Annotated in this window: 22 protein-coding genes, 1 pseudogene and 2 other annotated features; of the genes and pseudogenes, 21 read left to right on the top strand and 2 right to left on the bottom strand. The window is 44.8% G+C overall.

Going from position 1 to position 25,923, the window contains the following annotated elements; all coding sequences use genetic code 11:
- Window positions 1-75 precede the first annotated feature (75 nt).
- The 4 genes from RSX31_RS13075 to RSX31_RS13060 all read left to right on the top strand — a co-directional run bounded on the left by RSX31_RS13075 (window position 76) and on the right by RSX31_RS13060 (window position 4,770).
- A complete protein-coding gene (locus RSX31_RS13075; protein WP_315634843.1) occupies window positions 76-1,392 on the top strand; it encodes an FAD-dependent oxidoreductase in 1,317 nt (438 codons plus the stop codon).
- The gene (locus RSX31_RS13070) at window positions 1,389-2,378 is read left to right on the top strand and encodes a class I SAM-dependent methyltransferase (RefSeq protein ID WP_148994967.1); all 990 of its coding nucleotides are present in this window, start codon (window positions 1,389-1,391) and stop codon (window positions 2,376-2,378) included. Before RSX31_RS13075 ends, RSX31_RS13070 begins: the two co-directional genes overlap by 4 nt.
- 485 nt (window positions 2,379-2,863) lie before the next feature.
- On the top strand, window positions 2,864-4,171 hold the full coding sequence (locus tag RSX31_RS13065; RefSeq protein WP_315634842.1) for a lysine N(6)-hydroxylase/L-ornithine N(5)-oxygenase family protein: 1,308 nt from the start codon (window positions 2,864-2,866) through the stop codon (window positions 4,169-4,171).
- Window positions 4,172-4,254: 83 nt separating this feature from the next.
- Window positions 4,255-4,770: a type 1 glutamine amidotransferase domain-containing protein gene (locus RSX31_RS13060; RefSeq protein WP_148994965.1), complete on the top strand. Its 516-nt coding sequence runs from the start codon at window positions 4,255-4,257 to the stop codon at window positions 4,768-4,770.
- 82 nt (window positions 4,771-4,852) lie between these two features.
- Here RSX31_RS13060 and RSX31_RS13055 read toward each other — a convergent pair whose 3' ends face one another.
- Entirely contained in the window at window positions 4,853-5,074 is a 222-nt protein-coding gene (locus RSX31_RS13055) for a DUF1128 domain-containing protein (protein ID WP_044338940.1), read from the bottom strand.
- A gap of 166 nt (window positions 5,075-5,240) precedes the next feature.
- On the opposite strand from RSX31_RS13055, the gene RSX31_RS13050 reads away from it, so the two are divergent.
- The 15 genes and pseudogenes from RSX31_RS13050 (at window position 5,241) to RSX31_RS12980 (ending at window position 19,668) form a co-directional block, all read left to right on the top strand.
- On the top strand, window positions 5,241-5,735 hold the full coding sequence (locus RSX31_RS13050) for a low molecular weight protein-tyrosine-phosphatase (protein ID WP_315634841.1): 495 nt from the start codon (window positions 5,241-5,243) through the stop codon (window positions 5,733-5,735).
- Window positions 5,722-6,141, top strand: a complete 420-nt coding sequence (locus RSX31_RS13045) for a hypothetical protein (protein ID WP_148967402.1) — start codon at window positions 5,722-5,724, stop codon at window positions 6,139-6,141. The genes RSX31_RS13050 and RSX31_RS13045 overlap by 14 nt, the downstream gene beginning before the upstream one ends.
- A 17-nt stretch (window positions 6,142-6,158) precedes the next feature.
- Complete coding sequence (locus RSX31_RS13040; RefSeq protein WP_148967403.1) at window positions 6,159-7,001, top strand: YihY/virulence factor BrkB family protein; 843 nt, start codon at window positions 6,159-6,161, stop codon at window positions 6,999-7,001.
- Window positions 7,002-7,119: 118 nt separating this feature from the next.
- Entirely contained in the window at window positions 7,120-8,859 is a 1,740-nt protein-coding gene (locus tag RSX31_RS13035) for a sensor histidine kinase (RefSeq protein WP_315634840.1), read from the top strand.
- Complete coding sequence (locus tag RSX31_RS13030; RefSeq protein ID WP_148994962.1) at window positions 8,856-9,578, top strand: LytR/AlgR family response regulator transcription factor; 723 nt, start codon at window positions 8,856-8,858, stop codon at window positions 9,576-9,578. Before RSX31_RS13035 ends, RSX31_RS13030 begins: the two co-directional genes overlap by 4 nt.
- A gap of 267 nt (window positions 9,579-9,845) precedes the next feature.
- Window positions 9,846-11,294, top strand: a complete 1,449-nt coding sequence (locus tag RSX31_RS13025; RefSeq protein ID WP_148967406.1) for a carbon starvation CstA family protein — start codon at window positions 9,846-9,848, stop codon at window positions 11,292-11,294.
- Between the two features lie 348 nt (window positions 11,295-11,642).
- Window positions 11,643-11,843, top strand: coding sequence for a hypothetical protein (locus RSX31_RS13020; RefSeq protein WP_113968695.1), 201 nt, complete (start codon window positions 11,643-11,645; stop codon window positions 11,841-11,843).
- A 501-nt stretch (window positions 11,844-12,344) separates the two neighbouring features.
- Window positions 12,345-12,896, top strand: coding sequence for a sigma-70 family RNA polymerase sigma factor (locus RSX31_RS13015; RefSeq protein ID WP_148994960.1), 552 nt, complete (start codon window positions 12,345-12,347; stop codon window positions 12,894-12,896).
- On the top strand, window positions 12,889-13,527 hold the full coding sequence (locus RSX31_RS13010) for a hypothetical protein (protein WP_315634839.1): 639 nt from the start codon (window positions 12,889-12,891) through the stop codon (window positions 13,525-13,527). Before RSX31_RS13015 ends, RSX31_RS13010 begins: the two co-directional genes overlap by 8 nt.
- Before the next feature lie 51 nt (window positions 13,528-13,578).
- Window positions 13,579-13,829, top strand: a binding site (T-box leader).
- A 62-nt stretch (window positions 13,830-13,891) separates the two neighbouring features.
- Window positions 13,892-15,115: pseudogene (locus RSX31_RS13005) on the top strand (MFS transporter).
- A gap of 24 nt (window positions 15,116-15,139) precedes the next feature.
- A complete protein-coding gene (locus RSX31_RS13000; RefSeq protein WP_315634838.1) occupies window positions 15,140-16,165 on the top strand; it encodes a hypothetical protein in 1,026 nt (341 codons plus the stop codon).
- 46 nt (window positions 16,166-16,211) lie between these two features.
- Window positions 16,212-16,416, top strand: a binding site (T-box leader).
- Window positions 16,417-16,696: 280 nt separating this feature from the next.
- Window positions 16,697-18,127 (top strand): proline--tRNA ligase, encoded by a 1,431-nt coding sequence (proS, locus tag RSX31_RS12995; protein ID WP_148967409.1) that lies wholly within the window; start codon window positions 16,697-16,699, stop codon window positions 18,125-18,127.
- On the top strand, window positions 18,124-18,699 hold the full coding sequence (locus RSX31_RS12990) for a hypothetical protein (protein WP_315634837.1): 576 nt from the start codon (window positions 18,124-18,126) through the stop codon (window positions 18,697-18,699). The genes proS and RSX31_RS12990 overlap by 4 nt, the downstream gene beginning before the upstream one ends.
- A 117-nt stretch (window positions 18,700-18,816) precedes the next feature.
- Window positions 18,817-18,990 carry a hypothetical protein gene (locus RSX31_RS12985; RefSeq protein ID WP_187443194.1) on the top strand — a complete coding sequence of 58 codons (174 nt, stop codon included), beginning with the start codon at window positions 18,817-18,819 and terminating at the stop codon, window positions 18,988-18,990.
- Between the two features lie 117 nt (window positions 18,991-19,107).
- Complete coding sequence (locus RSX31_RS12980) at window positions 19,108-19,668, top strand: GNAT family N-acetyltransferase (protein ID WP_315634836.1); 561 nt, start codon at window positions 19,108-19,110, stop codon at window positions 19,666-19,668.
- A gap of 38 nt (window positions 19,669-19,706) precedes the next feature.
- Here RSX31_RS12980 and RSX31_RS12975 read toward each other — a convergent pair whose 3' ends face one another.
- Window positions 19,707-21,386, bottom strand: coding sequence for a hypothetical protein (locus tag RSX31_RS12975; RefSeq protein WP_315634835.1), 1,680 nt, complete (start codon window positions 21,384-21,386; stop codon window positions 19,707-19,709).
- 170 nt (window positions 21,387-21,556) lie between these two features.
- Here RSX31_RS12975 and RSX31_RS12970 point away from each other — a divergent pair, with 170 nt between their 5' ends.
- Window positions 21,557-22,579: a LacI family DNA-binding transcriptional regulator gene (locus RSX31_RS12970; protein ID WP_315634834.1), complete on the top strand. Its 1,023-nt coding sequence runs from the start codon at window positions 21,557-21,559 to the stop codon at window positions 22,577-22,579.
- Between the two features lie 151 nt (window positions 22,580-22,730).
- Window positions 22,731-25,691 carry a carbohydrate binding domain-containing protein gene (locus tag RSX31_RS12965; RefSeq protein ID WP_315634833.1) on the top strand — a complete coding sequence of 987 codons (2,961 nt, stop codon included), beginning with the start codon at window positions 22,731-22,733 and terminating at the stop codon, window positions 25,689-25,691.
- The last annotated feature ends 232 nt before the right edge of the window (window positions 25,692-25,923 follow it).

Raw genomic sequence — 25,923 nt, 5'->3', positions numbered from 1 at the left:
CGAATGGATGTGAGCACATCGCCAAGTTTCAACATCCTGGAAAAAGGTTAAAGAGATGGAAAGAGGTGAAGAGAAATGAAGACGAACGTCTTTATTAGCGGTGGAGGAATCGGCGGTCTGACACTCGGCTTAAAATTAGCGCAGTGCAATATAGACGTAACGGTTGTTGAACGGTTACCTGGACCAGGCTCAGTGTACAAGGGAGAACTCCTCCAGCCCAAAAGCTTGGAAATATTTGATTCATTGGGAGTCATTGACTCTGTGTTCAAAAACGGCCACATCATTTCCGATTTGGAACTGATTGAATTGAAAAATGCTAAATCGAGAGCGGAGAACTCCACGATGAGCTACTCTATTCTTCCCAGTCGATACCCTTATTCATTAATGATCCATCATGAAACGTTAAAGGGGATTCTCCGAGAAAAAGGGCAGGAGTATCCAACATTTCATTATCGATCGAATACAATCTGTAAGAAAATAGACGGTCATACGGTGATCATTGAGAATCGCGGGACGAAAGAGGTTCAAGAGATTCATAGTGATTTCATTATCGGGGCGGAAGGAAGAAGCTCTGTCACCCGTGACCATATGGATGTGGATGTGAAGGAGAAAAAGTACAACCATCACTTCTTAACGGTTACCTTTCCGCGACCAAAGGAAATGGAGAAGGGACGTATCATTTCTACATATCAATCATTCCTGGGTCTATTCCCGTTGCCAAACGATGAAGTACGATCCGTTTACCTCATCCCGGCAGGGGAATATAAAACGCTCAGGAAAAAACCAATTTCAGAGTTTCATAAGCTTTATATCGAAATGTGCCCGGATCTCGATGGGTACGTGAACCAAATTGAGGACTGGAAGAAGATCCAGCTGATGGTCCCATTGAAATATCATGCTGAAACCTATGTGAAGGACCATCTTGCCCTGATAGGCGACGCCGTCCACACGGTTCACCCCATGGCAGGAGAAGGAATGAATATGGCGATTCAGGATGGGAGCATTCTTGGAGAGTTGCTGTGTGATATGTATTCAGCGGGTAAATTAGATCCGGCAAATCTGGAGTGGTACCCAAAGGTCAGAAAAAGAAGGGTTGCCCATCAAATGCATCTCAGCCATTTATCAGCCCTCGTTTATTCGTATCCGTATCGACCTGTTGGCTGGATGCGAAATAAGAGCCTGCAGCGAATGGAGAGGGATTCGATCTCCCATTACAAGCAAATGCTGAACATATCAGGTCTCGGCATGTGGAGGGAAACCCTGTATGACCGGATGGTCCAGGGGGGAGTGCTACCGATCAGAAAGGATTCGTTGACTGAGGAAGAGAAGTCCAACACAAAATTTACGGTAGTCCAGGACTATCCCTGGAAAGGAAAGGAGGCACTACTATGATCGGAGAAATGGTGAAAGTATGGCGTGCAAGAACTTGGATGAAAAAGAATGTGCCGTTTCTGTACAGCTGGCATGCCTATGTAGGGTATGAAATGGATCTGTTTGATAGTTTTACAAAGCCTGCCTCCATTCAGGAAGTGGCGCTTGCTAAAAATATCGAAATGGACCTTCTTGAACAGTGGGTTGAGGTTGGCATCACCATCAAGCATATGAAGCGGGTGGAGGATGAAAAAGTCACAACGAGGAACCGCTGGAAGCTGCCGACTTCAAAGAGGGACCCTCATTCATCCGGTATTTTGCTGAAAGAAATGATGGAGCTGCACATACCGGCCTTGTTGTCGTATCCTCAATTATTGCGCAATCAAACGAAGCAGCATTTCAATTCGGATGTCCATGGCTCGACTGTAGCAAAAACGTCGATCCTGTTAGAGCGCTTTGCCTTTCCAAAGGTGCAGAAGGCAATTAAAAAATACAATGTAAATTCGATATTGGATCTGGGCTGTGGGGAAGGAGGATATGTGAAGAGAATAGGAGATCGCTATCCTGATAAGAGAATGGTAGGGATCGAGATTCATGAAGCCGTCGCAAAGGCTGCTGAAGAATCGCTCAGTGACTATGAAAATATTGAAATCCTTTGTAAGGACCTCCATGAATATGAACCCGGTCAGCTCTTTGACATGATCATGGCCAACAATCTCTTTCACTATATCGACCCATCAGAGAGATTGCAATTTTTTGAAAAAGCATCGAAGTGGCTTGAAAAAGAAGGCTTGTTCTTTGTTCTGACCCCGATGCAAAAGTCCAAGCACGGGCAGCAGTTTTCCAGTGCCTTCAACAGCTTTTTCATGACCTTCCAGAACCTGTATCCGATTCCGTCGCAGAAGGAGATGGAGACATTGGCCGGTAAAACAAATTTCAAAGTGGAGTCCGTCGAACCGATCGTGAAAGAAGGAGGATGGTATGTAATGATATTCAGGAAGAACTGATCCTTGTAGCGGGGATTGGTTTTTTTGTTTGGGTGTGTGGTGTAGGTGTATGTCGGTTCGTGTCGTTTTTTCCTTAGTCGATAATAAAAGTGCAAAAGTCGATAATATATCTGGAAAGTCGATAATATAACCCGAAAGTTGATAATATATAGCGGAAACTCGATAATAAAAAGTTTGTATCCCCTTTGAAGTATCGCATCAATACACATTTGTCCTTTTCCCGAACCAATATTCAATCGAGAATAATAAAAAACACCGTTGAGGGTGCAAGTCTTAAGCAAAATAGTTCAGCAGCTGAATCTCAGGTTTATTTTAACAGTCAAATTCCGTTTGAAAATCAACTGTTAAATATCAAGCGCAATTCAACAGTCAAAATATTCACCCACCGCACACATCCGTCACAATTATTTTCACTAAAAAGGGTAATCCCCCATCGTTTTAGGGTAAAAATAGAAAAGATGATTACAGATGTGGAGGAGAGCCAATTGAGTAGACAGGATGTATATGATTGTATCGGTATCGGTATTGGGCCGTACAATTTAAGTTTGGCGGCGTTGATGGAGGAGAAGACGGATTTGAAGGTGAAGTTTTTCGATCAGACTCCGGAGTTTCAGTGGCATCCGGGGATGTTGATTAATCTGACGGATCTGCAGGTTCCATTTATTGCGGATTTGGTGACGTTTGCGAATCCACAAAGCCGGTACAGTTATTTGAATTACTTACATACGCATAATCGTTTATATAAATTTTTCTTTTTTCAAAAGTTTGAAATGCCGAGGCAGGAGTACAATGATTATGCCCGCTGGGTGGTGAGTCAGCTTAGCTGCTGTCAATTTCATAGTGAGGTGATCGGGGTCACGGATGAGGGCGACTACTATAAGGTTGTGATCGATAACCGCTTGACCGACGAGCGTGAGATTTATTATGCGAAGCATGTGGTGATGGGTACGGGAAGCAAGCCGTTGATTTTAGACGGAATGGATGGTCTGCCGGATGTGGACGTCCATCATACGAGTAAGTATCTGTTTCATAAAAACACGACGATGGAAGGGTCATCGATTACGATTGTCGGGTCCGGGCAAAGTGCTGCCGAGGTGTTCTTTGACCTTTTAAAAGAACAGAAGGATCATTCCTATCAGCTGACATGGCTTACCCGTTCCGAAGGGATTTTGCAGCTCGAGTCGTCGAAGCTGGGACAGGAATTCTTTGCCCCTGACTATGTGGATTATTTTCATGGGCTGACGTATGAGAAGCGTGTGGAGGCATTAGAAACGTTGGATCAGCTCAGAAATGGGATCGATCCGGATACCCTCAATAATATTTACAACATCCTTTATAATCATTCGGTCAGTGATAGCTCACCGGACATTACGATTCAGCCTTTAACGGAAGTGAGTAAGATCCGGAAAGAGGAGGATCAGTACGTCCTGAATTGCCGTCAATGGCAGGAAGGGCGTGATTTTTCATATCAGACGGATAAAGTGATATTGGCGACGGGTTATAAGCCGAATATTCCCGAATGGTTTTTTGAGGAGTTCGAGGACAAAATTGTCTGGGAAGATGAGGAGAAGTATAAAGTCTCCCGGAATTATAAGCTGGAATTCAAAGAGAACAGAGGCCGTGGGCATCATTTCTATACGGTGACGAGCCTTGAGCATTCTCATGGTGCAGGGGCAACGAACTTAGGATTGGCTGTGGACAGGAATATTCAAATCATCAATGACATCGTTGGTAAAGAGGTATATGAAGTGCAGAGGAACACGATCTTTTCTCAATTCACGATGGATAAATAAGGGAGTCGTGTTTGAATGTATGCACAAAGGGTAAAGTACATGTGTGATATAAAAACAAACGATAACTAGGAGTGTTTCATTTTATGGCTAAAATAGCAACGTTAATTACAGACATGTTTGAAGACGTAGAATTTACAGATCCTGAAAAAGCGTTTAAAGAAGCAGGACATGAAGTTGTGACGATTGAAAAAGAAAAAGGAAAATCAGTCACAGGGAAGCAGGGAGATGCAAAGGTGAAAATCGATGAAAGCATTGATGACGTCAATCCTGCAGACTTTGATGCCCTATTATTACCAGGCGGATTCTCTCCGGATCAGCTGCGTGCAGATGACCGTTTCGTTAAATTCACGAAGCATTTCATGGATGAGAAGAAACCGGTATTCGCGATTTGCCACGGTCCACAATTATTAATTACGGCAAAAGCACTGGAAGGACGAAAAGCGACAGGCTTCAAGTCCATTAAAGTAGATATGGAATATGCAGGTGTGACGTACGAGGATAAAGAAGTCGTCGTATGCGGGAACCAGCTTGTGACAAGCAGGACACCGGATGATCTTCCGGCATTCAACCGTGAATCACTGGCGCTTCTTTCGAAATAGGACAACTAAATGAAAGGGGACATTCCCCAAGGTATTTTGTACCTTTGAGGGAATGTCCCCTTTTACATATTGTGGTTGAAGATTATTTACGCAGGTTACCCATTTCTTCAATGATCGCAGTCATTTCACTCGGGCTGAATCTGTCCTTGCGATCGACCATTACATAAAGGTCGTGAAGATCTTCATACATTTCTTCATTGAAATCTTCTGGCTTTACGGCACCGGCATTGACTATTTTTAATTTTTCTTTAATGGCAGTGACCATGAACTCGATATTTTCCGTGGTATTTTGTGATAAATCCATCTGGTATCGTCCTTTCTGACGTGCATTCATTATATTTATCTTTCCATGATTCCTCCAACCTGTCAACATAACTTCCACTTGAGAAGGATTTTTTTCGGAGAATGTTTTACACTATTAAGGAATGGGAAATGAGTAGGTAAGTTAAAACGTTAGGAGAGGCGCGTTCATGGTATCTGTGTTGTTTGTATGTTTGGGAAATATTTGCCGGTCCCCTATGGCGGAGGCGATATTCAGTGCAAAGGTTAAAGAAGAGAATCTGGATGGCGTGATTGAGGTTGACTCTGCAGGCACAGGGGATTGGCATGTCGGGAAGAAACCTCATGAAGGAACTTTAGCCATTCTTAGAGAAAATAATATAAAGAGTGATGGCTTGCTCGCGCGACAATTAAAAGGTGAAGATAAGAAATATGATTACATCGTGGCAATGGACGCTTCGAATGAACAAAACATGAAGAAGATTCTTGATAGTGATCATCACGGAAAGGTGTTCAAGCTCCTGGACCTGGTGGAAGAAAGCCGGGAGAAAGATGTTCCCGATCCGTACTTCACGGGGAATTTTCAAGAAGTGTATGATCTAGTGGAGTCCGGCTGCAGCCTATTATTAGAAAAAATAAAAAAAGACAATCATTTGAAGGAGGGTAATACATATGGGAAGCAATAAATTTTTCAAAGGGGTTTTGTTAGGTGCCGTGGCAGGAGGGCTGCTTTCCCTCTTGGATAGAACGACCCGTCAGGAAATGGGTACATCTTTAAAGAACAGTGGGAATTATATTTCAACATACTCAAAAAATCCTCAAAGACTGGTCGAGTCATCGAAGGAAGTGTATGAGAAATTACGTACGACAGCTGATCAGGTCAGCAGGGATATTCAATTCATCAGTGAAAAGGTAGATGAAATCAAAGGGATGACTCCACAGGTGAAAGAAATAATCGAGGAAACGAAGGAAACCTTCGAAGACTCTTCAGAAGCTTATAAAGATACGTTTTCAGATAGGGAAACATCAAATGAACTAACAACTCAGGATGAAGAGAGCCAACCTATTGCATCTTCATTTAAGGGGTATTAACGAAACGAGGTGAGAACATGTCGGATGAGACGGTCAAAGGAGGATGGAAAGGATTTTCTAAAAGTCTTTTCTCAAACATTAGTGCGAATGATGTAACGGGCCTGGCCGCACAAATTGCCTATTACTTTCTTTTATCGCTCTTTCCACTGCTGATTTTTATCGTAACACTCTTACCATACCTTCCTGTCGAGCAGGGGGACATACTGGGTCTGGTCAGGGATTTTGCACCAGGGGAAACGATGTCCATGATCGAGGAAACGCTACAGGACATCATGTCGAACCGGAATTCCGGTTTACTGTCTGTCAGTATCATCGCCACGATATGGTCGGCATCCAATGGGATGAATGCCATCGTGAAAAGTTTAAATCGTGCCTATGATGTAGAGGAAACAAGATCATTCATTGCGACCCGTCTCATGTCTATTCTATTGACACTAGCCATGATTCTCGTATTTGTCATAGCTCTTTTACTTCCGGTGTTCGGGAAACAGATCGGTCTATTATTATTTTCTCAATTCGGATTTTCAGAGCAATTTTTAACGGTATGGAACGGGATTCGCTGGGCGATCAGTCCCATTATCCTGTTTATTATTTTCGTTGGGTTGTATTTCTTTGCTCCAAGTAAACGGATCAAATGCTTAAGTGCGTTCCCGGGGGCAATCTTTGCGACGCTTGGCTGGGTACTCGCATCCTTGGCCTTTTCTTATTACGTCGGAAGCTTTGGGAATTATTCAGCCACATACGGCAGCATCGGAGGGATCATCGTCCTCATGATCTGGTTCTACTTAACGGGAATCATCATCATGATCGGCGGGGAAATCAATGCATTGGTCACGATTAAAGATAAAGATTCGTGTTAAAATAGGGGAAATCACTCCCCGGACATAGTACAGGTTCAAGTAGGGGAAGATTCTATTAAACATTCGTGTTTAAGGGGGTCTTCTTTTTTGATGTGAAACAGAAAGCGAGGTGGAGCCTATGTTGATAGCTGCAATGGTGGAGAGGCTTGGTATCATTGTGACCATTGCCTTTGTGATGACGAGGATCAGCTTCTTCCGTCATTTAATCGAGAAGCGGACCCATGTAAAGAAAACCCAGACTCTGCTCCTTATCCTGCTGTTTGGTTTCTTTGGGATCGTTGGTACATATACGGGATTGATTGTGAATCCATTTCAAGAAGAATATACAAAATGGCAGTGGCATCTTCAACAGAATGAAGCGATTGCCAACTCCAGGGTGATCGGAGTCGTGGTCGCCGGGTTACTGGGTGGTCCATGGATCGGACTAGGAGCTGGATTGGTCGCCGGGGTCCACCGGTATTTTCTTGGAGGATTCACGGCATTCTCCTGCGGTATTTCGACGGTGTTAGCTGGTTTACTGGCAGGATGGATCGGAAAGCGGGAAAAGAAGAACAGGCTTGTTTCCCCTCAAAAAGCTTTTTTGGTTGGTTTTGTCGCAGAAGGGATGCAGATGCTTCTCATCCTTCTATTATCGAAGCCATTTGATGATGCTTATTTACTCGTTTCCGATATCGGATGGCCCATGATCCTTGCAAACGGAGTCGGAGCCGGAATTTTCCTGTTGATCATTAAAAGTGTTTTTTATGAAGAAGAGCGAATGGGAGCGGCTCAATCCCAGAAAGCACTGCGATTGGCTGATAGCACGGTGAAATATATGCGAAAAGGATTGAATGCCGCCTCTGCACAGGCAACATGTGAAATCCTGATGAGAGATGTGAACGCTCTGGCAGTTTCCATCACGAACACTTCCCACATCCTCGCTCATGTCGGTCTGGCCTCGGATCACCATCAACAAGGGCGCCCGATTCAAACCGAAGCGACGAAACGGGTCATCGAAACGGGAGAGCTCATGAAGGTGGGAAGAGAGGATATTCAATGTGACCGGAATGGATGCCCATTGGGAGCCGCGATCATGGCCCCTCTTTTAAAAGGGGATGAAATTGTCGGAACGCTTAAATTCTATTTTCATTCGGAAAAAGAAATCTCGCCGATCTTGATGGAATTAACGAAGGGGATCGCGACCCTGCTTAGTCACCAGCTGGAACTGGCTGAAATCGATACCCATAAAGAGCTTGCGAAAGAGTCAGAAGTAAAGGCACTGCAGGCACAGATCAATCCACATTTCTTGTTCAATACCATCAATGTCATCGTGTCGTTGACGAGGATCAATCCCGATAAGGCGAGGACCCTGCTGATTTCACTATCTCAATTTGTGCGTCAGAATCTGACAGGAAGCACGAAATCCACCTCGACCCTTAAAGAAGAAGGACAGCATGTAAAGGCTTATCTCGCCATTGAAGAAGCACGATTCTTTGACCGGCTGGAAGTGGTGTATGAGATTGACGAAGGTGCCCTGCAGGCAAAGGTCCCTTCGATTACCCTTCAGCCTCTTGTTGAAAATGCGATTAAGCACGGGATGAAGAATGTAGAAGAAGGATTTGTGTTAAAGATCTCGATTGATTCGAATGGTGATGAGGTGACTGTCCGTGTGGAGGATAACGGTGCCGGAATCGATGAAGAGAGAGTGGAAAAGCTTTTGCTTGAGCCGGTGGAATCACAGTCCGGAACAGGAATCGGCCTCTATAACGTGAACACACGATTGGAAATGATGATGGGGAAAGAATCAGGTCTATCGATCACTTCATCAATAGGAAACGGGACCACCATTGAATTTACGGTAAGGAGTGAGAAAGGATGAAAGTTGCCATTATTGATGATGAGCCCTATAGCCGGGAGGAAATGAAGCATCTCTTAAGCGGATATTCATGGGTGGAGGTAGTCGGGGAAGCAAGTTCTGCTGAAAAGGGATTGGAAATCATCTTAACAAAAGAACCCGATGTCTTATTTCTTGATATTGAAATGCCTGGCATGAGCGGAGTAGACTTAGCGGAAGCCCTGCAAAAAATGAAGCACAAACCGGAAATCGTCTTTGCCACTGCCTATCCGGATTATGCCCTTAAAGCGTTCCGGGTAGAAGCCGTTGACTACTTATTGAAACCATTTGAAGAAGATCAGCTTGGGCAAACGATGGAGCGGTTGAAGAATCTTTTGAAAGTGGGAGTGAAAGAGCAGAGCGAGAGTCCGTCGATGGGGAAACTTGCGGTTCAGGATGAAGACAAAATTGTATTCATCAGCCCTAAAGACATTCTATATATATTCCGTGAAGAGCGGGAAACCTTTATATGTACGGAGAAGAAGAAGTATACTTGCCGCTTGCCGATCAAGGAATTGGAATCGAAGCTCAGTACATATCCATTTTTCCGCGTCCATAAAAGCTACCTCGTTCAGCTGCCCTTCGTAGAGGAGCTCATCCCATGGGGAAGCGGCGTGTTTCAGTTGAAGGTTCATGGAGCGGATGAGGCGATTCCGGTGAGCAGGAATTATGTTAAGGAATTGAGGGAGCGGTTGGAGTTGTAGGTATTTGGATATGTACCTGGTACATAAACCGATTATTGTACCAGGTACAATTTTGGTTTTGGGTGCCTGGTACAAATCGAGCATTCGGAGCCGCGCACCAAACTGCTCATCTGTAACATGCACCATCTCTTCTTTCTCTGCACATGAACCCCCGCTCAGAACATCTTAACCCCGATTTCCGACATCTTGAACAGAATGTGACGAAACTGTGAATATGATTGCTATAATGAAAGCGTATTCATAAATGAACGAAAGGGGATCATAAGCATGGTCACATTTCTGGTCTCGATTGTTGTATTAATTATCGGTTATTTCACATATGGAAAATTAATTGAAAAGATCTTTGGAATCAATGAAAGTCGTTCGACTCCTGCTTATGCGAAAGCGGATGGAGTGGATTATGTTCCAATGAAGACGGGTAAAAACTCCATGATTCAGCTGTTGAACATTGCAGGTGTAGGACCCATTTTCGGTCCAATCATGGGAGCACTTTATGGACCTGTCGCGTTCCTTTGGATCGTACTTGGTGCGATTTTTGCCGGAGCGGTTCATGATTACTTAACGGGGATGATTTCAATCCGTAACGGTGGAGCTCATTTACCGGAGCTTGCAGGACGCTTCCTTGGTAAAACGATGAAGCATGTGGTGAACGCATTCTCGATTCTATTACTCGTGCTGGTGGGAACGGTTTTCGTTACAGCACCTGCAGCATTAATCGCGAATCTGACCCCAGCCTGGATTTCATTAGGTGTCATTATCGCCGCAATCTTTATTTATTATATTGTCGCAACCTTATTACCTATTGATAAAATCATCGGTAAAGTATATCCACTTTTCGGAGCACTCCTTGTAGTGAGTGCAGTTGGGATCGGTGCGGGATTAGTGATTACAGGGGCGGATATTCCTGAGATCAGCTTGACTAATATGCATCCTGAATCAGTAGCGATTTTCCCATTATTATTCTTGACGATTTCTTGTGGGGCACTTTCAGGGTTCCATGCTACACAATCACCAATCATTTCAAGAACGACTCAAAATGAAAAGAACGGACGCAAAATTTTCTACGGAATGATGATTTTAGAAGCGATCATTGCGATGATCTGGGCAGCAGCTGCCATGAGCTTATTCCAGCCGGGTGAATTGAATGCCATCTTGAAAGAAGGCGGACCTGCGGCGGTTGTAAGTGAAGTATCGATCCTTATGCTTGGATCAATCGGTGGAACACTTGCCATCCTTGGAGTGATCATTCTTCCGATCACGTCTGGTGATACATCATTCCGAAGTGCGCGAATGATCATTGCCGACTATATCAAAGTAGGACAAGTGAAAATGTCGAGCAGGCTTTGGATTGCGATTCCATTGTTCGTGATCTCAGTCGTGTTGACACGAATCGACTTTAACCTATTATGGAGATACTTCTCCTGGGCGAACCAATCGACTGCGATGATCGCTCTTTGGGTAGGTGCCATGTATCTGGCGTTGCAAAAGAAACCTCACTGGGTCGCAACGATTCCAGCGATCTTCATGACGATGGTGACATTCACGTATATCCTGAGTGCTCCGATCGGTTTCGGATTATCAATGAGCACAGCGTATATGGGAGCGACAGTCGTAACCATCGCCGCAATATTAGCATTTATTTACACATTGAGAAAGCGCTTAAACGATGGATCCGTCATTCAAGTCGACGAAGACGTTCCTCAATCAGCAGCCTAATGTGTTAGGGAGTTTTCCGGTAATTACCGGGAGACTCTTTTCTTTTTTTGCACAAAATAAGAATGGTTCAAAAACCACAAGTTTTCTAGATGCCGACTAATTATTAGGAGTGATTCAGCATGACAAAGAAAACGAAAAAAGACGGCGGTACAAAGCAAAACGGCAAGCACAAACCGAAACAGAAAACATCCGGTTCTGCTAACGGGCAGAATGGATACCACTAGAAAATGAAAGCCAATCCTTTACGGGTTGGCTTTTTTATTTGGAACTCGAGATGTTTTCTGGTGGAGGATGTATTATAATAGAGGTAGTTTCAAAAATTTAGTAGTCTCAAAAGGAGATTCCATTATGTCGAATAATAATGATCAGCAAATACAGCCAGAAAAGAAAAAAATCAGCCTGCAGGAAGCAATGAAGCAGCAGCTGGCAAAGAAAAAAGAAGCCCAGGCAGGCGGCAAGCAAGCAACAGGCGGTTTAGCATCGAATCAACGCATGCAAAGCCAACAAACGAAGAAGCCTAGCAATACTCGTCGTAAGATGGGAAGCTAATGGGGGAGAGCGCTCGGGAATTGGGGAGTGCTCTTTTTTTGTTTTGGATGGCGTTTCTGGTGAGGCTGTACGGTTGGGCTCGGGTACAGCGGTCGGTACAGCGCGAAACTTGACGAAGTTTGTAAAATGGCAGATACATCAGGAATTCGGCAGATAACCTGGAAAAAAATGCATATAAAAAATTCCACATAAATCGTGAGAACGGCAGATATATCACAGAAGTGGCAGATAACTTTTTCAGTGTAGAGATCTGGTCCCGATTGGGCGTGCGAAATTTGTCGCTATATGAAGAACGGTCGATATCGTGAAAATAAGGTCGATAAATCGAGATAACGGTTGATAAAATGATATAACGGTCGGTAAATCGAAATAAAGGTCGATAAATCCAAAGTACACCCCTTCCTCCCGCCACAACTCCTTTCAAATATCCAATCCCACTAAAAAAACCAAACTTTTTCCTCTCCATAGTCGTCAAAGTAGTAGAAAAGAGGTGATCTCTCCTTGAATGAAGAACAGGTACACGATTTCACTCTGTCGAAGGAGGGAATTCTGGAAGAAGTGATGAATGAATACGGCAAAGAGGTGCTATATATCGCTTATTCTTATGTGAAGGATTACAGTCTTGCTGAAGATATCGCTCAAGAGGTGTTTGTCCGGTTTTATCAGCGGTACGATTCGTTTCGGGGAGACTCCTCGTTGAAGACGTGGATCATCCGGATAGCCATCAATCAGAGTAAGGATTATCTCAAGAAGTGGGAAACGAGGAAGCTGCTTTTTACAAATAAGTTGAGTGAGTGGATTCAGGAGAGCAGGAGTCGATGGCCGGAATCTCAAACGATACATAGGGAAACGGGCAGGGAGCTGCATTCCAGGTTATTATCTTTGCCAATCAAATACAGGGAGGTTCTATTTCTGTATTATTATGATGAACTGAAAATCACGGAAATTGCCGAGTGCTTGGAGATCAACATCAATACGGCTAAAACCCGTTTGAAAACAGGGAAAGAGAAACTGCAAAAAATGTATCCAAAAGGGGTGCATCACGATGGATAGAGAGCTTCAGCGACAGGTTAGAAAAATGACGGATGAAGGATTACTAGGATTCGATTTTAATAATCAAATGAAGGATCATGTAAGGAAAAGAGTAGCTGAGGGGAAGCCGGAAAAAGAATATCGGCGCAGGTGGTATGCGCCATTGACCAGTTTTGCCATTGTTCTCATCGTTGTATTTGCGTTTGCCGTATTGAAGGGGGAGCAATGGGGAATCCTGGGTAGCGAGAAGCTGAGTGGTTTCTTCACGAATAAATCGAACTTTGATGTGGAAATCCGCTTTGATGGGGGGATGACCATAAGTACGTTTACGGAAACGATTACAAATCAAGATGGTGAGGAAAAAGCTCTAACCTTCTCTAAAGACGAAATGAGTGAAGTTTACACAAAGATAGAGGGCCTGAATCTGAAAGGGAACAAACAGTTGTCTTACCGTAAAGATTGCACCATTCTATCTCTTGAGGGTTACATGATGAAGATAAGAGTGAATGAAGATGTATATGAATACTATCATTCAGAGTGTGCGACGACGGCTGACAGAAGGGAATTCGACGAGTTACGCCAACTCATCATCACCATCATCAAACAAAAACCTGGGTACGAAGAAATGTTAAAGGAAAGATTGAAGATGTAAATATTCCATTTACTTCCTCTCCCAATCATGCTATCATAATAAAAATTTCAATTAAATGCCAAGAAGAGAAGAGTAGATATCTGAAATCTTTACAGAGAGCTCCGGAAGCTGAAAAGGAGCAAGAGGGACGGTATTGAATCAAGACTCTGAGCAGCGCATCGGAACCGGGCAATGGGGATGGTGTGACGGGAGCTCCCGTTATAGGGCTAGGGTATAAGCCGCTTGGCCGTACCCGAAAAGGTTAGTATGGCGACATATTAACGAACTGGGGTGGCACCGCGATAAATAATCTCGCCCCCAAGATCAACGTCTTGGGGGTGGGATTTTTTTGTTTCACAAAACATATCGCGGGGAGGAATAACCAATGAGGAAGTGGAAGTATCCTTTATTGCTGCTGGCAGGCATCGGGATTTCAAATGTAGGAGGGTGGATTTATTTAATCGCCCTAAATTTGATTGTTTTAGACGAGTGGGGATCACCTCTGGCAGTGGTGATTTTATATGTATTGAAGCCTGTGGCGGCCCTTTTGACAAATGGCTGGGCGGGAAGTTTGATTGACCGGGTCAACAAGCGGAATCTGATGGCAGGGCTTGATTTTTTCAGAGGGGTGTTGATTGCGGTACTGCCTTTTCTTTCGTCGAGTTGGTGGGTGTATGCGGTTGTGTTGATCATCAATATGGGAAGTGCCATGTTTTATCCGGCGTCCATGGCGTACATCACGACCTTCATCCCACGGGGCAACAGACAGCGCTTCAATGCTCTCCGGGGGCTGATCGGATCGGGTGCGTTTCTCATTGGACCGGGAATTGCCTGACTGATGTTCATGATGGGGACACCGACGTTTGCCCTTTATATGAATGCACTGGCCCTCTTTTTATCAGGAGTGATCACCCTCTTTCTACCGAAGCTAGAGGATGGGATCCCTGTTGATACAGGTGATACCAAATGGGAAGTCATCAAAGAGGATTGGCGGTTGGTGTGGAGATTCAGCCGGCGCGCTACTTATGTGATGGTCCTTTACGTCTTGTTCAGCATCCTGATTGTAATGACGGCAGCGCTCGATTCCCTTGAGGCCGCATTTTCTAAAGAGGTATTGCACCTTTCGAACAGTACGTATGGATATCTTGTAAGCATTGCAGGGGGAGGATTTGTACTGGGGTCGATCCTGAACGCGTCCCTTTCCCATAAACTCCATCACATGCATCTTATGGGATTTGGTTCTCTGCTCGTTTCCGGAGGATATCTGATTTATTCTTTCTCGGAAGGTTTCTTATTAGCGGCGATCGGGTTCGCTGTTTTATCCTTCGCGTTGGCCTTTGCGACGACAGGGTTTGAAACCTTTTATCAAGAACATATTCCCGCCGAGATCATGGGACGGGTAGCCAGTATTTATGGATTGCTGGAAGGGGTATTGGTCATCCTTTCGACGGTGCTTATTGGAGTGGGAGCCGAGTTGGTGTCGATCCGTTTTGTTGTGATTGCGGGTTCGATGATCATGCTTGGGATCACAGTGATTTTGTATATTAGCTCTAACAGGAATTATTGGGAAAAACAGTTAAGACGTAATTCTGAATGTTATAATAAATAGAAAAGACACAAAGGGGGTAAGTGGATGAAGATGACGGCTGGTCAATACTGGGACCGGTGGGAAGAGTTGATGGGCCGGGAAGAAGCAAGTTATGAGAAGTGGAACGGTTTAGAGGATCTGTTGTCCATTGCTCAGAAAGAAAAGGACCTCTATAAGGAGTTTTGCTGCCGGTTCGGGATCATGAGGACCGTCAACTATCTTGGGGAGTATGAGGAATTATTCGATCATTTCGAGTGGTGCAACGGCTTCTTTTTAGATAATGAAGAGAGCCTGCAGGATTGGGTGGAAAGCTTCTTCTGGATCTATAAATGGATGGCGGAGCATCTGGTGAAGATGCCCGGCATTGACACGGAACTGTTAGATGCCTTTTTCAGTGACTTTCAAGAAGCGTATGAACGTTATGGCTACAGTCTGCGTCCCTTTTATCAGCATCAGCATAAACGTGCGTTGAAAACAGGTAATGCAGAAGAAGCGGAAGAGTATTATCAGATGTGGATGGAAGCGGAAAGGGATTCGCTTTCAGACTGTGAAGCCTGTGAATATCAGACACAGCTGGAGTATTTTTATTTTACCGGGGAAAAGGAAAAAGCCCGCCCCATTGAAATGTTTTTATTATCAAAAGAAGTGACCTGTGGTGAAATCCCCCACTTGACCTATAGTAAGCTCCTTTTGCCTTATTATGAAGATGGCCGGGTGGAGGAAGCCTCACGCTATCAGTCAGAAGGATACTTTTTCATTTATGATAAGCCACACTTTTTAGTCGAAGCTTCCGAACATATCAGGCTTCTTGCCTTAACGGAACCAGTCAGGGGAATCAAAATTTTGGAGCGTCACATCGAGTATGCGGATAGTGGGAAGGATCCTTACGGGATGTTTTACTTTTATATGAGTGCGATTGTTCTTCACCGTAAGCTTGTTGAAGCCGGTCATCGTCCGGGATTTGCCATTGATGTGATGAGTGAAATTGCAGAAGAGATCGCCGGGGATTTTGATGAGAGGAATGGGAATGATTTCTTCAGTCGGGAGATGGAGAGGATTTATTCTTTGTAACAAATATTGACAGCCCCTGCATATCTATATATAATCATCTAAAATAACTGAAACATTGCCGAGGATCAGTAAAGGGATCTTGTCTTTTTAGAGAGGGAGCGGTTTGGTGAAAAGCTCCCATTGATGAACCTTTGAACCTGCCTCTAAGTTCTGTATCGAATGAAGATATCAGCGGTCCGATACCGTTATCATGGAATGAGTGTAAAGCTTTGCTTTGAATCAGGGTGGTACCGCCAGAAATGGTCCCTGATGAGAAGCAGGGCTTTTTTTGTTTTATGGGTGAAGGCGATTCGCCGATAAAATGAAAATTTCGCTGATAAATCCAGGATTTCGCCGATAAAATGAAAATTTCGCTGATAAATCCAGGATTTCGATGATAAAACTAAAATTTCGCTGATAAATCCAGGATTTCGATGATAAAACTAAAATTTCGCTGATAAATCCGGGATTTCGCCGATAAAACGAAAATTCCGCTGATATATCCAAATTTCGCTGATAAAACCAATCCAATTAAAAATGAGGTGCTCACAAATGGCAAAAGAATTTGTAAAAGATGTAACGGGCATGGATGAAGACTTTGCCCAGTGGTATACGGATGTCGTGACAAAGGCGGAGCTGATCGATTACTCGAGCGTCCGCGGGTCGATGATCATCAGACCTTACGGATACGCACTTTGGGAAAATATCAAGGATGCCCTCGATGCAAAAATAAAAGAAACAGGGCATGAAAATGTGTATATGCCACTCTTTATACCGGAAAGCCTTCTTCAGAGAGAGAAGGATCATATCGAAGGCTTCGCGCCTGAAGTGGCATGGGTGACTCATGGAGGGGAAGAGGAGCTGGCGGAACGGCTGTGCGTGCGTCCGACTTCTGAGGTATTGTTCGGGGAGCACTACAAAAACATCATCCATTCCTACCGTGACCTGCCTAAGCTCTACAATCAGTGGGCCAATGTGGTCCGCTGGGAAAAGACGACCCGTCCATTCCTGAGAACTTTGGAATTTCTGTGGCAGGAGGGGCATACGTGCCACGAGACCGATCAAGATGCTCATGATGAAACGGTGAAAATGCTGGAGGTGTACGCGGAGCTTTGTGAAGATCTGCTGGCGATACCGGTCATCAAGGGTCAAAAAACAGAAAAAGAAAAGTTTGCCGGTGCCAAATATACGTATACGATCGAAAGCCTGATGCATGACGGGAAGGCATTGCAATCTGGAACGTCCCATCATTTAGGTGACGGATTTGCGAAAGCTTTCGGGATTCAATTCACGGACCGCGATGGAAAGCTTCAGCATGTGCAGCAAACGTCCTGGGGTTTCACGACCCGCATCATCGGTGCCATGATCATGGTTCACGGGGATGACCGTGGACTGGTCGTTCCACCAAGAATCGCTCCGACTCAATTGATGATCGTACCGATTGCACAGCATAAGGAGGGCGTCCTTGATTTTGCGTATAATCTGAAAAGCCAGCTTACCGGTGTTGCCCGTGTTGACATCGATGCGAGTGATAAAAAGCCGGGCTGGAAATTTAATGAATATGAAATGAAGGGCATACCACTTCGCTTGGAGGTTGGTCCACGGGATATCGAGAACGGGCAGGTGGTATTAGCAAGACGTGATACAGGTGAGAAAATCACGGTCACGATGGAAGAACTGGAAGTGAAAGTCTCTGAACTTCTGGAAGACATTCAACACAACCTTTTAGAAAAAGCGAGAGCCCATCGCGATGAAAAAACAACCGTAGCCAAAACCTTTGAGGAATTCAAAACGACGGTTAGGGAAAAAGGCGGATTCGTCAAAGCGATGTGGTGCGGGGACCGGGCTTGTGAAGATAAGATCAAGGAAGAAACGGGTGCCACTTCTAGATGCATGCCGTTTGAGCAGGAGCTGGTGTCGGATACATGTGTGTGTTGTAGTAAGGATGCGAAACATTTGGTTTATTGGGCGAAAGCATATTGAAGAAGGGAAGTGTCATTCTCATATTGTCTCTAGCCAGCAGTGTGATGATAGTGGCACTGGCGTTTTTTCAGTGGGAACTCGTACACATCCTGACGCCGTTTTTGATGCCTTTTCTTTTGTTAGTGGCAGGAGGTTTTTTCCTGGTCATTCTCATATTCGCCGTTATAGACGTTTTTAAAAACAAGAACTGGATACCGTTCTTCATTCAAGTACTGACCGTGATCTTCATGATTTTTTTTCCTTTCACAAAGGTCATATTGGAGATGGATTTCAAGAGGAATCATGATGATCGAATGAGTGTGGTGAATAAAATAAATGAAGGGGCAATTACCCCGAATGTACCCTACAATGACTCTATCATTCACCTCCCCGGGGAATACCAAGGTGTGTCCAAAGGTGGAGGCGATATTCTGGTAGAGAAGAAGGAGAAGGATATGAAGGTCCTTTTCTTTACCTTTCGGGGGATATTGGATAGTTTCTCCGGGTTTGTCTATTCGTCATCAGGGGAGAGACCCCGTACAGGTGACTTTGGAGGGGACTTCAACAAGATTGAAAAGTTGGATGAACACTGATATTTCGTGAGTTCCGGATGAAGAGGGGACTTTCGGACCTATTCGCCTTTTTTCTCCCTAAAGCCTTCTTTTTCCCATGTTTGATTAATAAACATAGGTAAAGGAGGCATCGATTATATGGAATTTGAACTCATCCTCGTTTTATTCATGGCAGTCGTGGTAATCAGCCTTTGGGTCGTGCATTCCAAGCTTAACCGGATCACCGAGCATGTGCAGCAGCTGGATGAAGAATACTTGTCCGATGAGCAGATTGAGAAGGAACTAGAGGAAGAATGGTACAAAGACAAGTAATGATGAAGGCGTTTCTCAGAGGAGGGACGCCTTCCGCTTTATTGAAAAAGGACTACCATTCTAAATGGCAGGTTGATACTATTAAAAATAGAAATAAACGAAAAGGGAGGGGCAAGGATGAAGCATAAGGACTTAACCATCGAATCACCAAGGCTGGTCATCAGACCCTTTGAAAACAGGGATTACCAAAGCTGGTTAAGGGGACATCTGAACAGGCTCCCATCCCAGCATAAATATGACGTTGGCTATCAGGACATGAGTGAGTGCACGGAGTTTTGGTACATGGAGATGCTTCTGAGGCATGATGAGATGATCGATCGGGACCAGGTCTATATTCTGGGGATCTTTCTGAAAGAAGGTGGCGCGAATATTGGGACCATCGACTTCTCCACTCTGATGCGGTACAACTTTAACTGGGGCAGGGTCGGTTATATGGTACATAATCGCTACTGGAACCGGGGCTACGGGAAGGAAGCGGTGAAGGCAGCCCTTCAGCTGGCTTTTGTGAAATTGAATTATCACAGGATCGAGGCCCATATCAATCTCGATAACGCGCCATCGATCAGCCTTGCAGAAGGTGTCGGCATGCAGTATGAGTGCACGCGGAAAGGATTCATTTATGAGTTTGGGAAGTGGACGGATAATCTGGTGTATTATGTGAATGCCGGTGAATCATAAAAAAACGATGAGAGCTCATGTGCCCTCATCGTTTTTTATTATAATCCTTCGATCGTCAGTTCTTTCACTGGCAGGAATTCTTCCCCTGTATCCATGTACTTCACGTTCACCTTGTCATTTTCCTTCAGGTAGATCGCAAGTAAGCTGTTTTCCGAGGAAACGATATAGTTGTTGCCGTTGTCGAGTAAGAATGATACGACTGTGTAGTCACCTGTCTTTTCTTTATAGACACGGGCGACTGTACCATTTGTCTGTTTCTCCTCTGCTTTCGAGCTGCCGTCCACACTGCCGCCTCCTCGTTGGAGTGCCGTTTTGTATTGCTTCAAAGCCTGGTTTGGCGTATTGGCATAGGCAGATATTTCCGGGTTGGCTGCCGAGACGATGAAGTAGTTTTGTAAGAAACCATTCGCATCGAGCACCGGAGTCAGCCAGCTTGCTTCTCCGTAGAAGTTATAAAGCACCGGCATTTCGCCATCCCATTTTTTCTCGATGAATTTCTTCTGGATGATCTGCAGGGCTCCCTGTGAATCCATGTAGGACTCTTCAAGGTTTCCTGTATAGAACGTTGCTTCTCCCGTTCTTGAGTTCGTCAAGGAGTAACCGAGCATCGAATCGACACCTTCTTTTGGCGAGGTGAAATCGGTGAAGTAGTACATGTCACCATCTTCGTCAAAAATAGGGCTCACATTGGCTTCGGTCCCTTCATCTGACGGAAGCTTGACGTCTGATTTACCGAAGCGGCTGTTCCAGAATCCTTGAACGTAGTTACCGAAATAGCTGTTCTGGAGGCTGACGGTTTCCGGTGAAATCGCTCCGTCAATGAAATCCGGTACATCATCGATTTTGTATGACTTGGTATCACCGGACATCGGATCGACCATGACGATTCCTTTCGCTTCAAATCCGTTTCGTGCAGAAATGAACTCACCGTACGTTCGAATATAGAATGGCTTTCCTTCGTCATCGATCTCAAGCTGAACATCACCATTGAAGATCTCCTTCGGATAGTTCAAGCGGATATGTCGCTCGATTTTTTTATTAAAGAAGGCAGATGGTGTGTAGACCATTTCTTCTTTGATGAATTTAGGGTTTGCTGATGAATCGGTGGCACTTAGGGTGAAGTAACCGGGTGTTTCATCCCCCTTGAACCATTTGAAGAATCCGGAGAATTCAACCGGTGCAATGTAGACGTACTCGCCATTGACCTTTTGAATCTGCAGTCGTCCAAGCTCATAGTAACTCGTATTTGGAACCTGACCGAATGCTTTCTTCATTTTGTTACGGGCGAATTGTGGAGGGACGCTTGCCGGCGTTTCCTTCTCATCAAACGCTTCGATTTCCGTTTTTACGTCCATTTTCGCTGATTCAAATTTCTCATCGGCGTTGAAAACAAAGGCAGTCAGGAAGTAAGCCCCGACGAGGAGACTTCCAAGGAACAGTGCACCCTTCACCATTCTTTCTGTCCCGGTTGCAAGTGTGGCGCCGAATCCTGCAGCTACGATGAGCAAGATCCACATGCTCGTAAAGTTCTGATCAAGATTTGTAATGTAATAGAAGACGAATACAATGATAGTCGTGATAAGGAGGGTGGCTCCGAACAGTGCTGCAAATGACGGATACCCCTCTTTTTTATTCTGCTTTTTCATGATTGCCATCGGTATGACGAGTAAGGCCATGACCAATCCGACAATGACTGAAAATAGTAATATATTTCCCATAGTGTTCCCCTTTCAAGTGCTTCTGTTTATAGTGTATATACGGATGAGGGGGTGGGTAGGTTTCAACTGTTTTTTTTTGAGGATGGAGAAGGACGTCCAATCATGGTCATATATCCAACCCCAATATCATTCGTTATAATAGAAAGAAGTAACCATTTCAGGAGGAGCCTATGGATATATTTGATATTGCGAGGATTGCGGGGGTATCGCGGAAGACGGTACAGCGTGTACTGAACAATTCGGATCAGGTACGGGCAGAGACACGTGATCGCATTCTGCAGATTATGGAGGAGAATCACTATCAGCCCAATGTGTCAGCGAGAAGGCTGGTGAAGAAAAAGACGCACACGATCGGCCTTTTTATCATTCAAGACCCTTCAAAGCATCGTATATATTCGGATGACCTTTTTTACAGTGTTGTGATAGGGGCCATGATCAATGCCTCCTCAGAGCGGGGCTATAATATGCTTGTGTCCATGACGGACCTGAATGATTCCTCCCCCGTGTTAAAACTTTACCGTGAAAAGAGCATCGATGCGGGGATCATCATCAGTTGGAGCAACGTCCAATCAATCGTGGATGAAATTTCCGCAGCGGGCTTCTTGGTGGGGGTCTTTGATCAAAACAACGTGTCAAGGTGGACACCTGAGATCCCGATGCCCGTATTACAAAACGAGGTTAGTGCAATGGGGGCGACCAATCATTTCATTGAGCTTGGACATGAGGAGATCGGAATCATTACGGGTGATGAAGATAATCCTGCAGCAATTGCGCGTTTGAGAGGCTATCAAATAGCGATGCAAACAGCAGGTATTCCCATTCAATCGGATTACATATTTAAAGGCAAGTTCATCGAGGATTCAGGAAGGGATGCCGTCAATCATTGGATCGGGCAGGGAACTCTTCCTTCAGCTATCGTTTGTTCGAATGATCATATTGCATTCGGTGCCCTCAAGGGGTTAAAAGATGCCGGCAGAAGTGTCCCTGGCGATGTGTCTCTCATTGGCTTTGATAATCTATTGCTTACGGAATATACGTCTCCCGCATTAACGACGATGCATGTACCTAGAGTTGAAATGGCGGTGGCTCTGGTGGAGCAGTTGATTCACAGAATCGAAGAGATCCCCTATGAAAAGATGAGTCCATTTCAAGCTGCACTCGTCAAACGAGATTCCTGTCGTCAAAAAGAATAATAAGAAAATGCTGTATTCCCAAGGGAGTAAGCATTTTTTTGTTTAAAAGGGGATTGTTATTGTAAAAAAATGTTGTCACAGAGTGGTGATGCTTTTATAGTTATATACAAATGTCCCACGTGAGACATAAATCAAAACAGGAGGCGTTCCAATGATTAAAAAAGCAGTCACCTCTTTTACCGCTGCATGTCTCATCATGAGTCTTACACCAGGAAACATAGGAAAAGCAGCACACAAGGATAAGCCCTATCACCTCAAGGATTCGACCTTAAAGAATAAAACGATTGAAGGCGATTTAGTCATCACCCCTGGTGCAGGGAGAAATATTACGTTTGAGAATGTGACGGTTCTTGGCACCACCATTGTGAAAGGGAAAGCGCCTGAAACTTTCGAATTGAAAGATTCCCAGTTACATAGCCTCTCTGTTCAAACACCTGCCCATGCCACGAAGATCACCGTTTCTGGAGAATCCAATGTCAATGATACACGGCTGGAGGGACAGGTTTTGTTAACAGAGAATGAAATTACATCGGAAGGCTTTCACGATGTAACGGTATATTCCTCTCCTTCTAAAAAGAAAAAGGCTACACTGCAAGGTGAGTTTGATACAGTCACAACCACCGGCAAAAAGGGTCAGGCTAATGTAGAGCTTGGGGGTATTGCCGAACGGATAAAATTGAACGCGCTTTCAAAGTTCACTCTTCCCACTAATGGGTTAGTGAAAGAGCTTCATGTGTTGAAGGCAGGAAAGGGATCTGTTATAGCCGGTGATGGCTCCGTACAAGAAGCAACCTTGGATAGCCCCATCATGTTCAATGGAAAAGAAACTTCTGACGCTACTTCTTTCACCACTCCATGGTCCCTGATGTGGCATGATGAATTTAATCAAACAGAGATTGACCGTGGAAAGTGGACGTTTGATATCGGCAACGGGTATACCGATGCGAACGGTCAATTTATCCCGGGGTGGGGGAATAATGAAAAGCAATATTACACAGACCGCCCTGAAAATGCGAAGACAGAAGATGGAAAGCTCGTGATCACGGCTAAAGAAGAAGAATATGAGGGATACTCTTATACATCGGCTCGCCTGAAAACGAAGGGTCTTTTTTCAAAAACGTATGGGAAATTCGAAATGAAGGCGTCGCTTCCGGTTGGAAAAGGGTATTGGCCGGCATTCTGGATGCTTCCTGAAGATGATCGATATGGTGGATGGGCAGCATCAGGGGAGATTGACATCTTGGAGGCACAGGGAAGCAATCCCCATGAAGCGATCGGCACGATTCACTATGGTGAAAGCTGGCCAAATAACAAATACACCGGCGCACACTATGCCTTTGAAGATGGGTCGACCATTGCAGACGAGCATGTATACTCGGTTGAATGGGAACCGGGGGAAATTCGCTGGTATGTAGATGGAAAACTCCACCAAACCCAAAACAATTGGTATAGCAAAGGAATTGGCACATCAGCTAATTTCACATATCCAGCTCCATTTGATCAGCCATTCCATATGCTATTGAACCTGGCGATCGGCGGGAACTTTGATGGAGATCCAACTGAGGATTCCATGTTCCCTCAATCCATGAACATTGACTATGTGCGGGTGTATGATCTGACGGGACGACCTTATAAGACTCCTGAGTTACCAGTTTTCGAGCAGGCTCCTTTTCCAGATGAGGCGAAACAACCCCTTGAAGACGGGAACCTCATTTACAATAATGGGTTTGATCAGGAATGGGAAGACGTAGAAGGGATTGCAGGAGTGGAGAACACGGATTATTGGTATTTCTTGACCGTGCCTGATTTTGGCGGGAAAGCAAATGTATCCATCGACCAGGTGGATAGCGTGAACTATGCAAAAGTCGATATACAGGAGCCCGGTAATCAACCTTATTCTGTCCAGCTGATACAAGATGCCTCTATTGGAAAAGGACGTTATTATCGTGTGTCCTTTGATGCGAAGTCCATTGAACCGCGTCCGATCAATGTAAAAGTCAGCGGAGGTGCAGAGAGGGGATATGCCACGTATTCAAGAAGCGAGTCGTTTGAGTTAACAGATCAGGTGCAATCCTATGAAACGGTGTTCCAAATGACGGAGGAAACCGATCTTGCAGCCCGACTGGAGTTTAATTTAGGCTTGTCCACCCTGCCTGTCTGGATCGGAAATGTCCGGGTCGAGGAAATCCCTCCTGTGAAAGTGGATCCGGATGCTTCCAAGCCTGCGCTTCCTGACGGGAACCTTGTCTATAATGGAACGTTCGACCAGGGATTCCCTGACCGTTTGCTTTATTGGAATCTGGTAGATTCCGAGAATGCTGATTCCATGGAAGTGGATCCTGAAGAGCGGGTATTTTCGTCCAAGCCTTTAAATGAAACGGACGAAGTACAATTAGTGCAAAAAGGTGTTCAGCTTCAAGCTGGAAGTGAATATGAACTGACACTGGACGGGGTGGCTGAAAGTGCCCGTGATATTCAGATTGAGATAAGAAGCAAGGATGGAGAGATTTCCTATGCAAAGGAAACGACCTCTCTGAATGGTGATTGGGAACGTCATGGCATGGCTTTCTCGATGCCGGATATGACAGATTTGGAAGCGCAGCTGGTCATCCACCTTGGGGGCAGCACTCATAAGGTGAAGCTGGATAATATTAAACTATTGAAAAAAGTGGGACCCGTTGATCCGTTTCCTATTAAAAACGGGACATTCGACAATGGCTTAGATCCATGGGAGTCCTACATTCATTTTGATGCAGGAGCAAGTGTTCAGAGTGTTGATGATGAAGCACATATCTCCATCGGGAATGAAGGGAAGGAAGCATGGAGCGTTCAACTCTTTCAGGGGAATCTGGTGCTAGAGCCCGGGAAAGAATACACGCTTTCCTTCGATGCAAGCTCTTCAGTAGCCCGGTCGATGGCAGTGACGCTGGAAAACAGTCAATATACGAGGTACCTCTCGGAAATTGCTGAACTTAATGAAAATATGGATCGCTTTGAATATACGTTTACGACCCCTTTGAGGGAGGAGACGAGTTTGAAGTTTTTACTGGGTGCCACTGGAGAGGTGCTCGGCTCACATGATGTAGTGATTGATAATGTGGAGTTGAAGTAGGAAGTGGAGTACAGCGTCTTAGGGCGTTGTACTTTTTTGTTTTGGGTTTGTGGGAAGCTGGTGGATGAGTGAAAGCTTTGGACAAAATGTTCGGTCGGATGGGGGGGCGTGCAGTTTTTGTCGAGAACAGCAGAACGGTCGATAAAATGAAAATAAGGTTGATATATTGAAAATACGGTCGATAAATTTCTATAACTGTCGATATATCTCACAGCTCCCAAAACCACACCAG

The sequence above is a fragment of the Rossellomorea yichunensis genome, from assembly GCF_032337515.1.
Classification (GTDB): domain Bacteria; phylum Bacillota; class Bacilli; order Bacillales; family Bacillaceae_B; genus Rossellomorea; species Rossellomorea yichunensis.
This window is presented reverse-complemented; position numbering and strand designations above follow the sequence as displayed.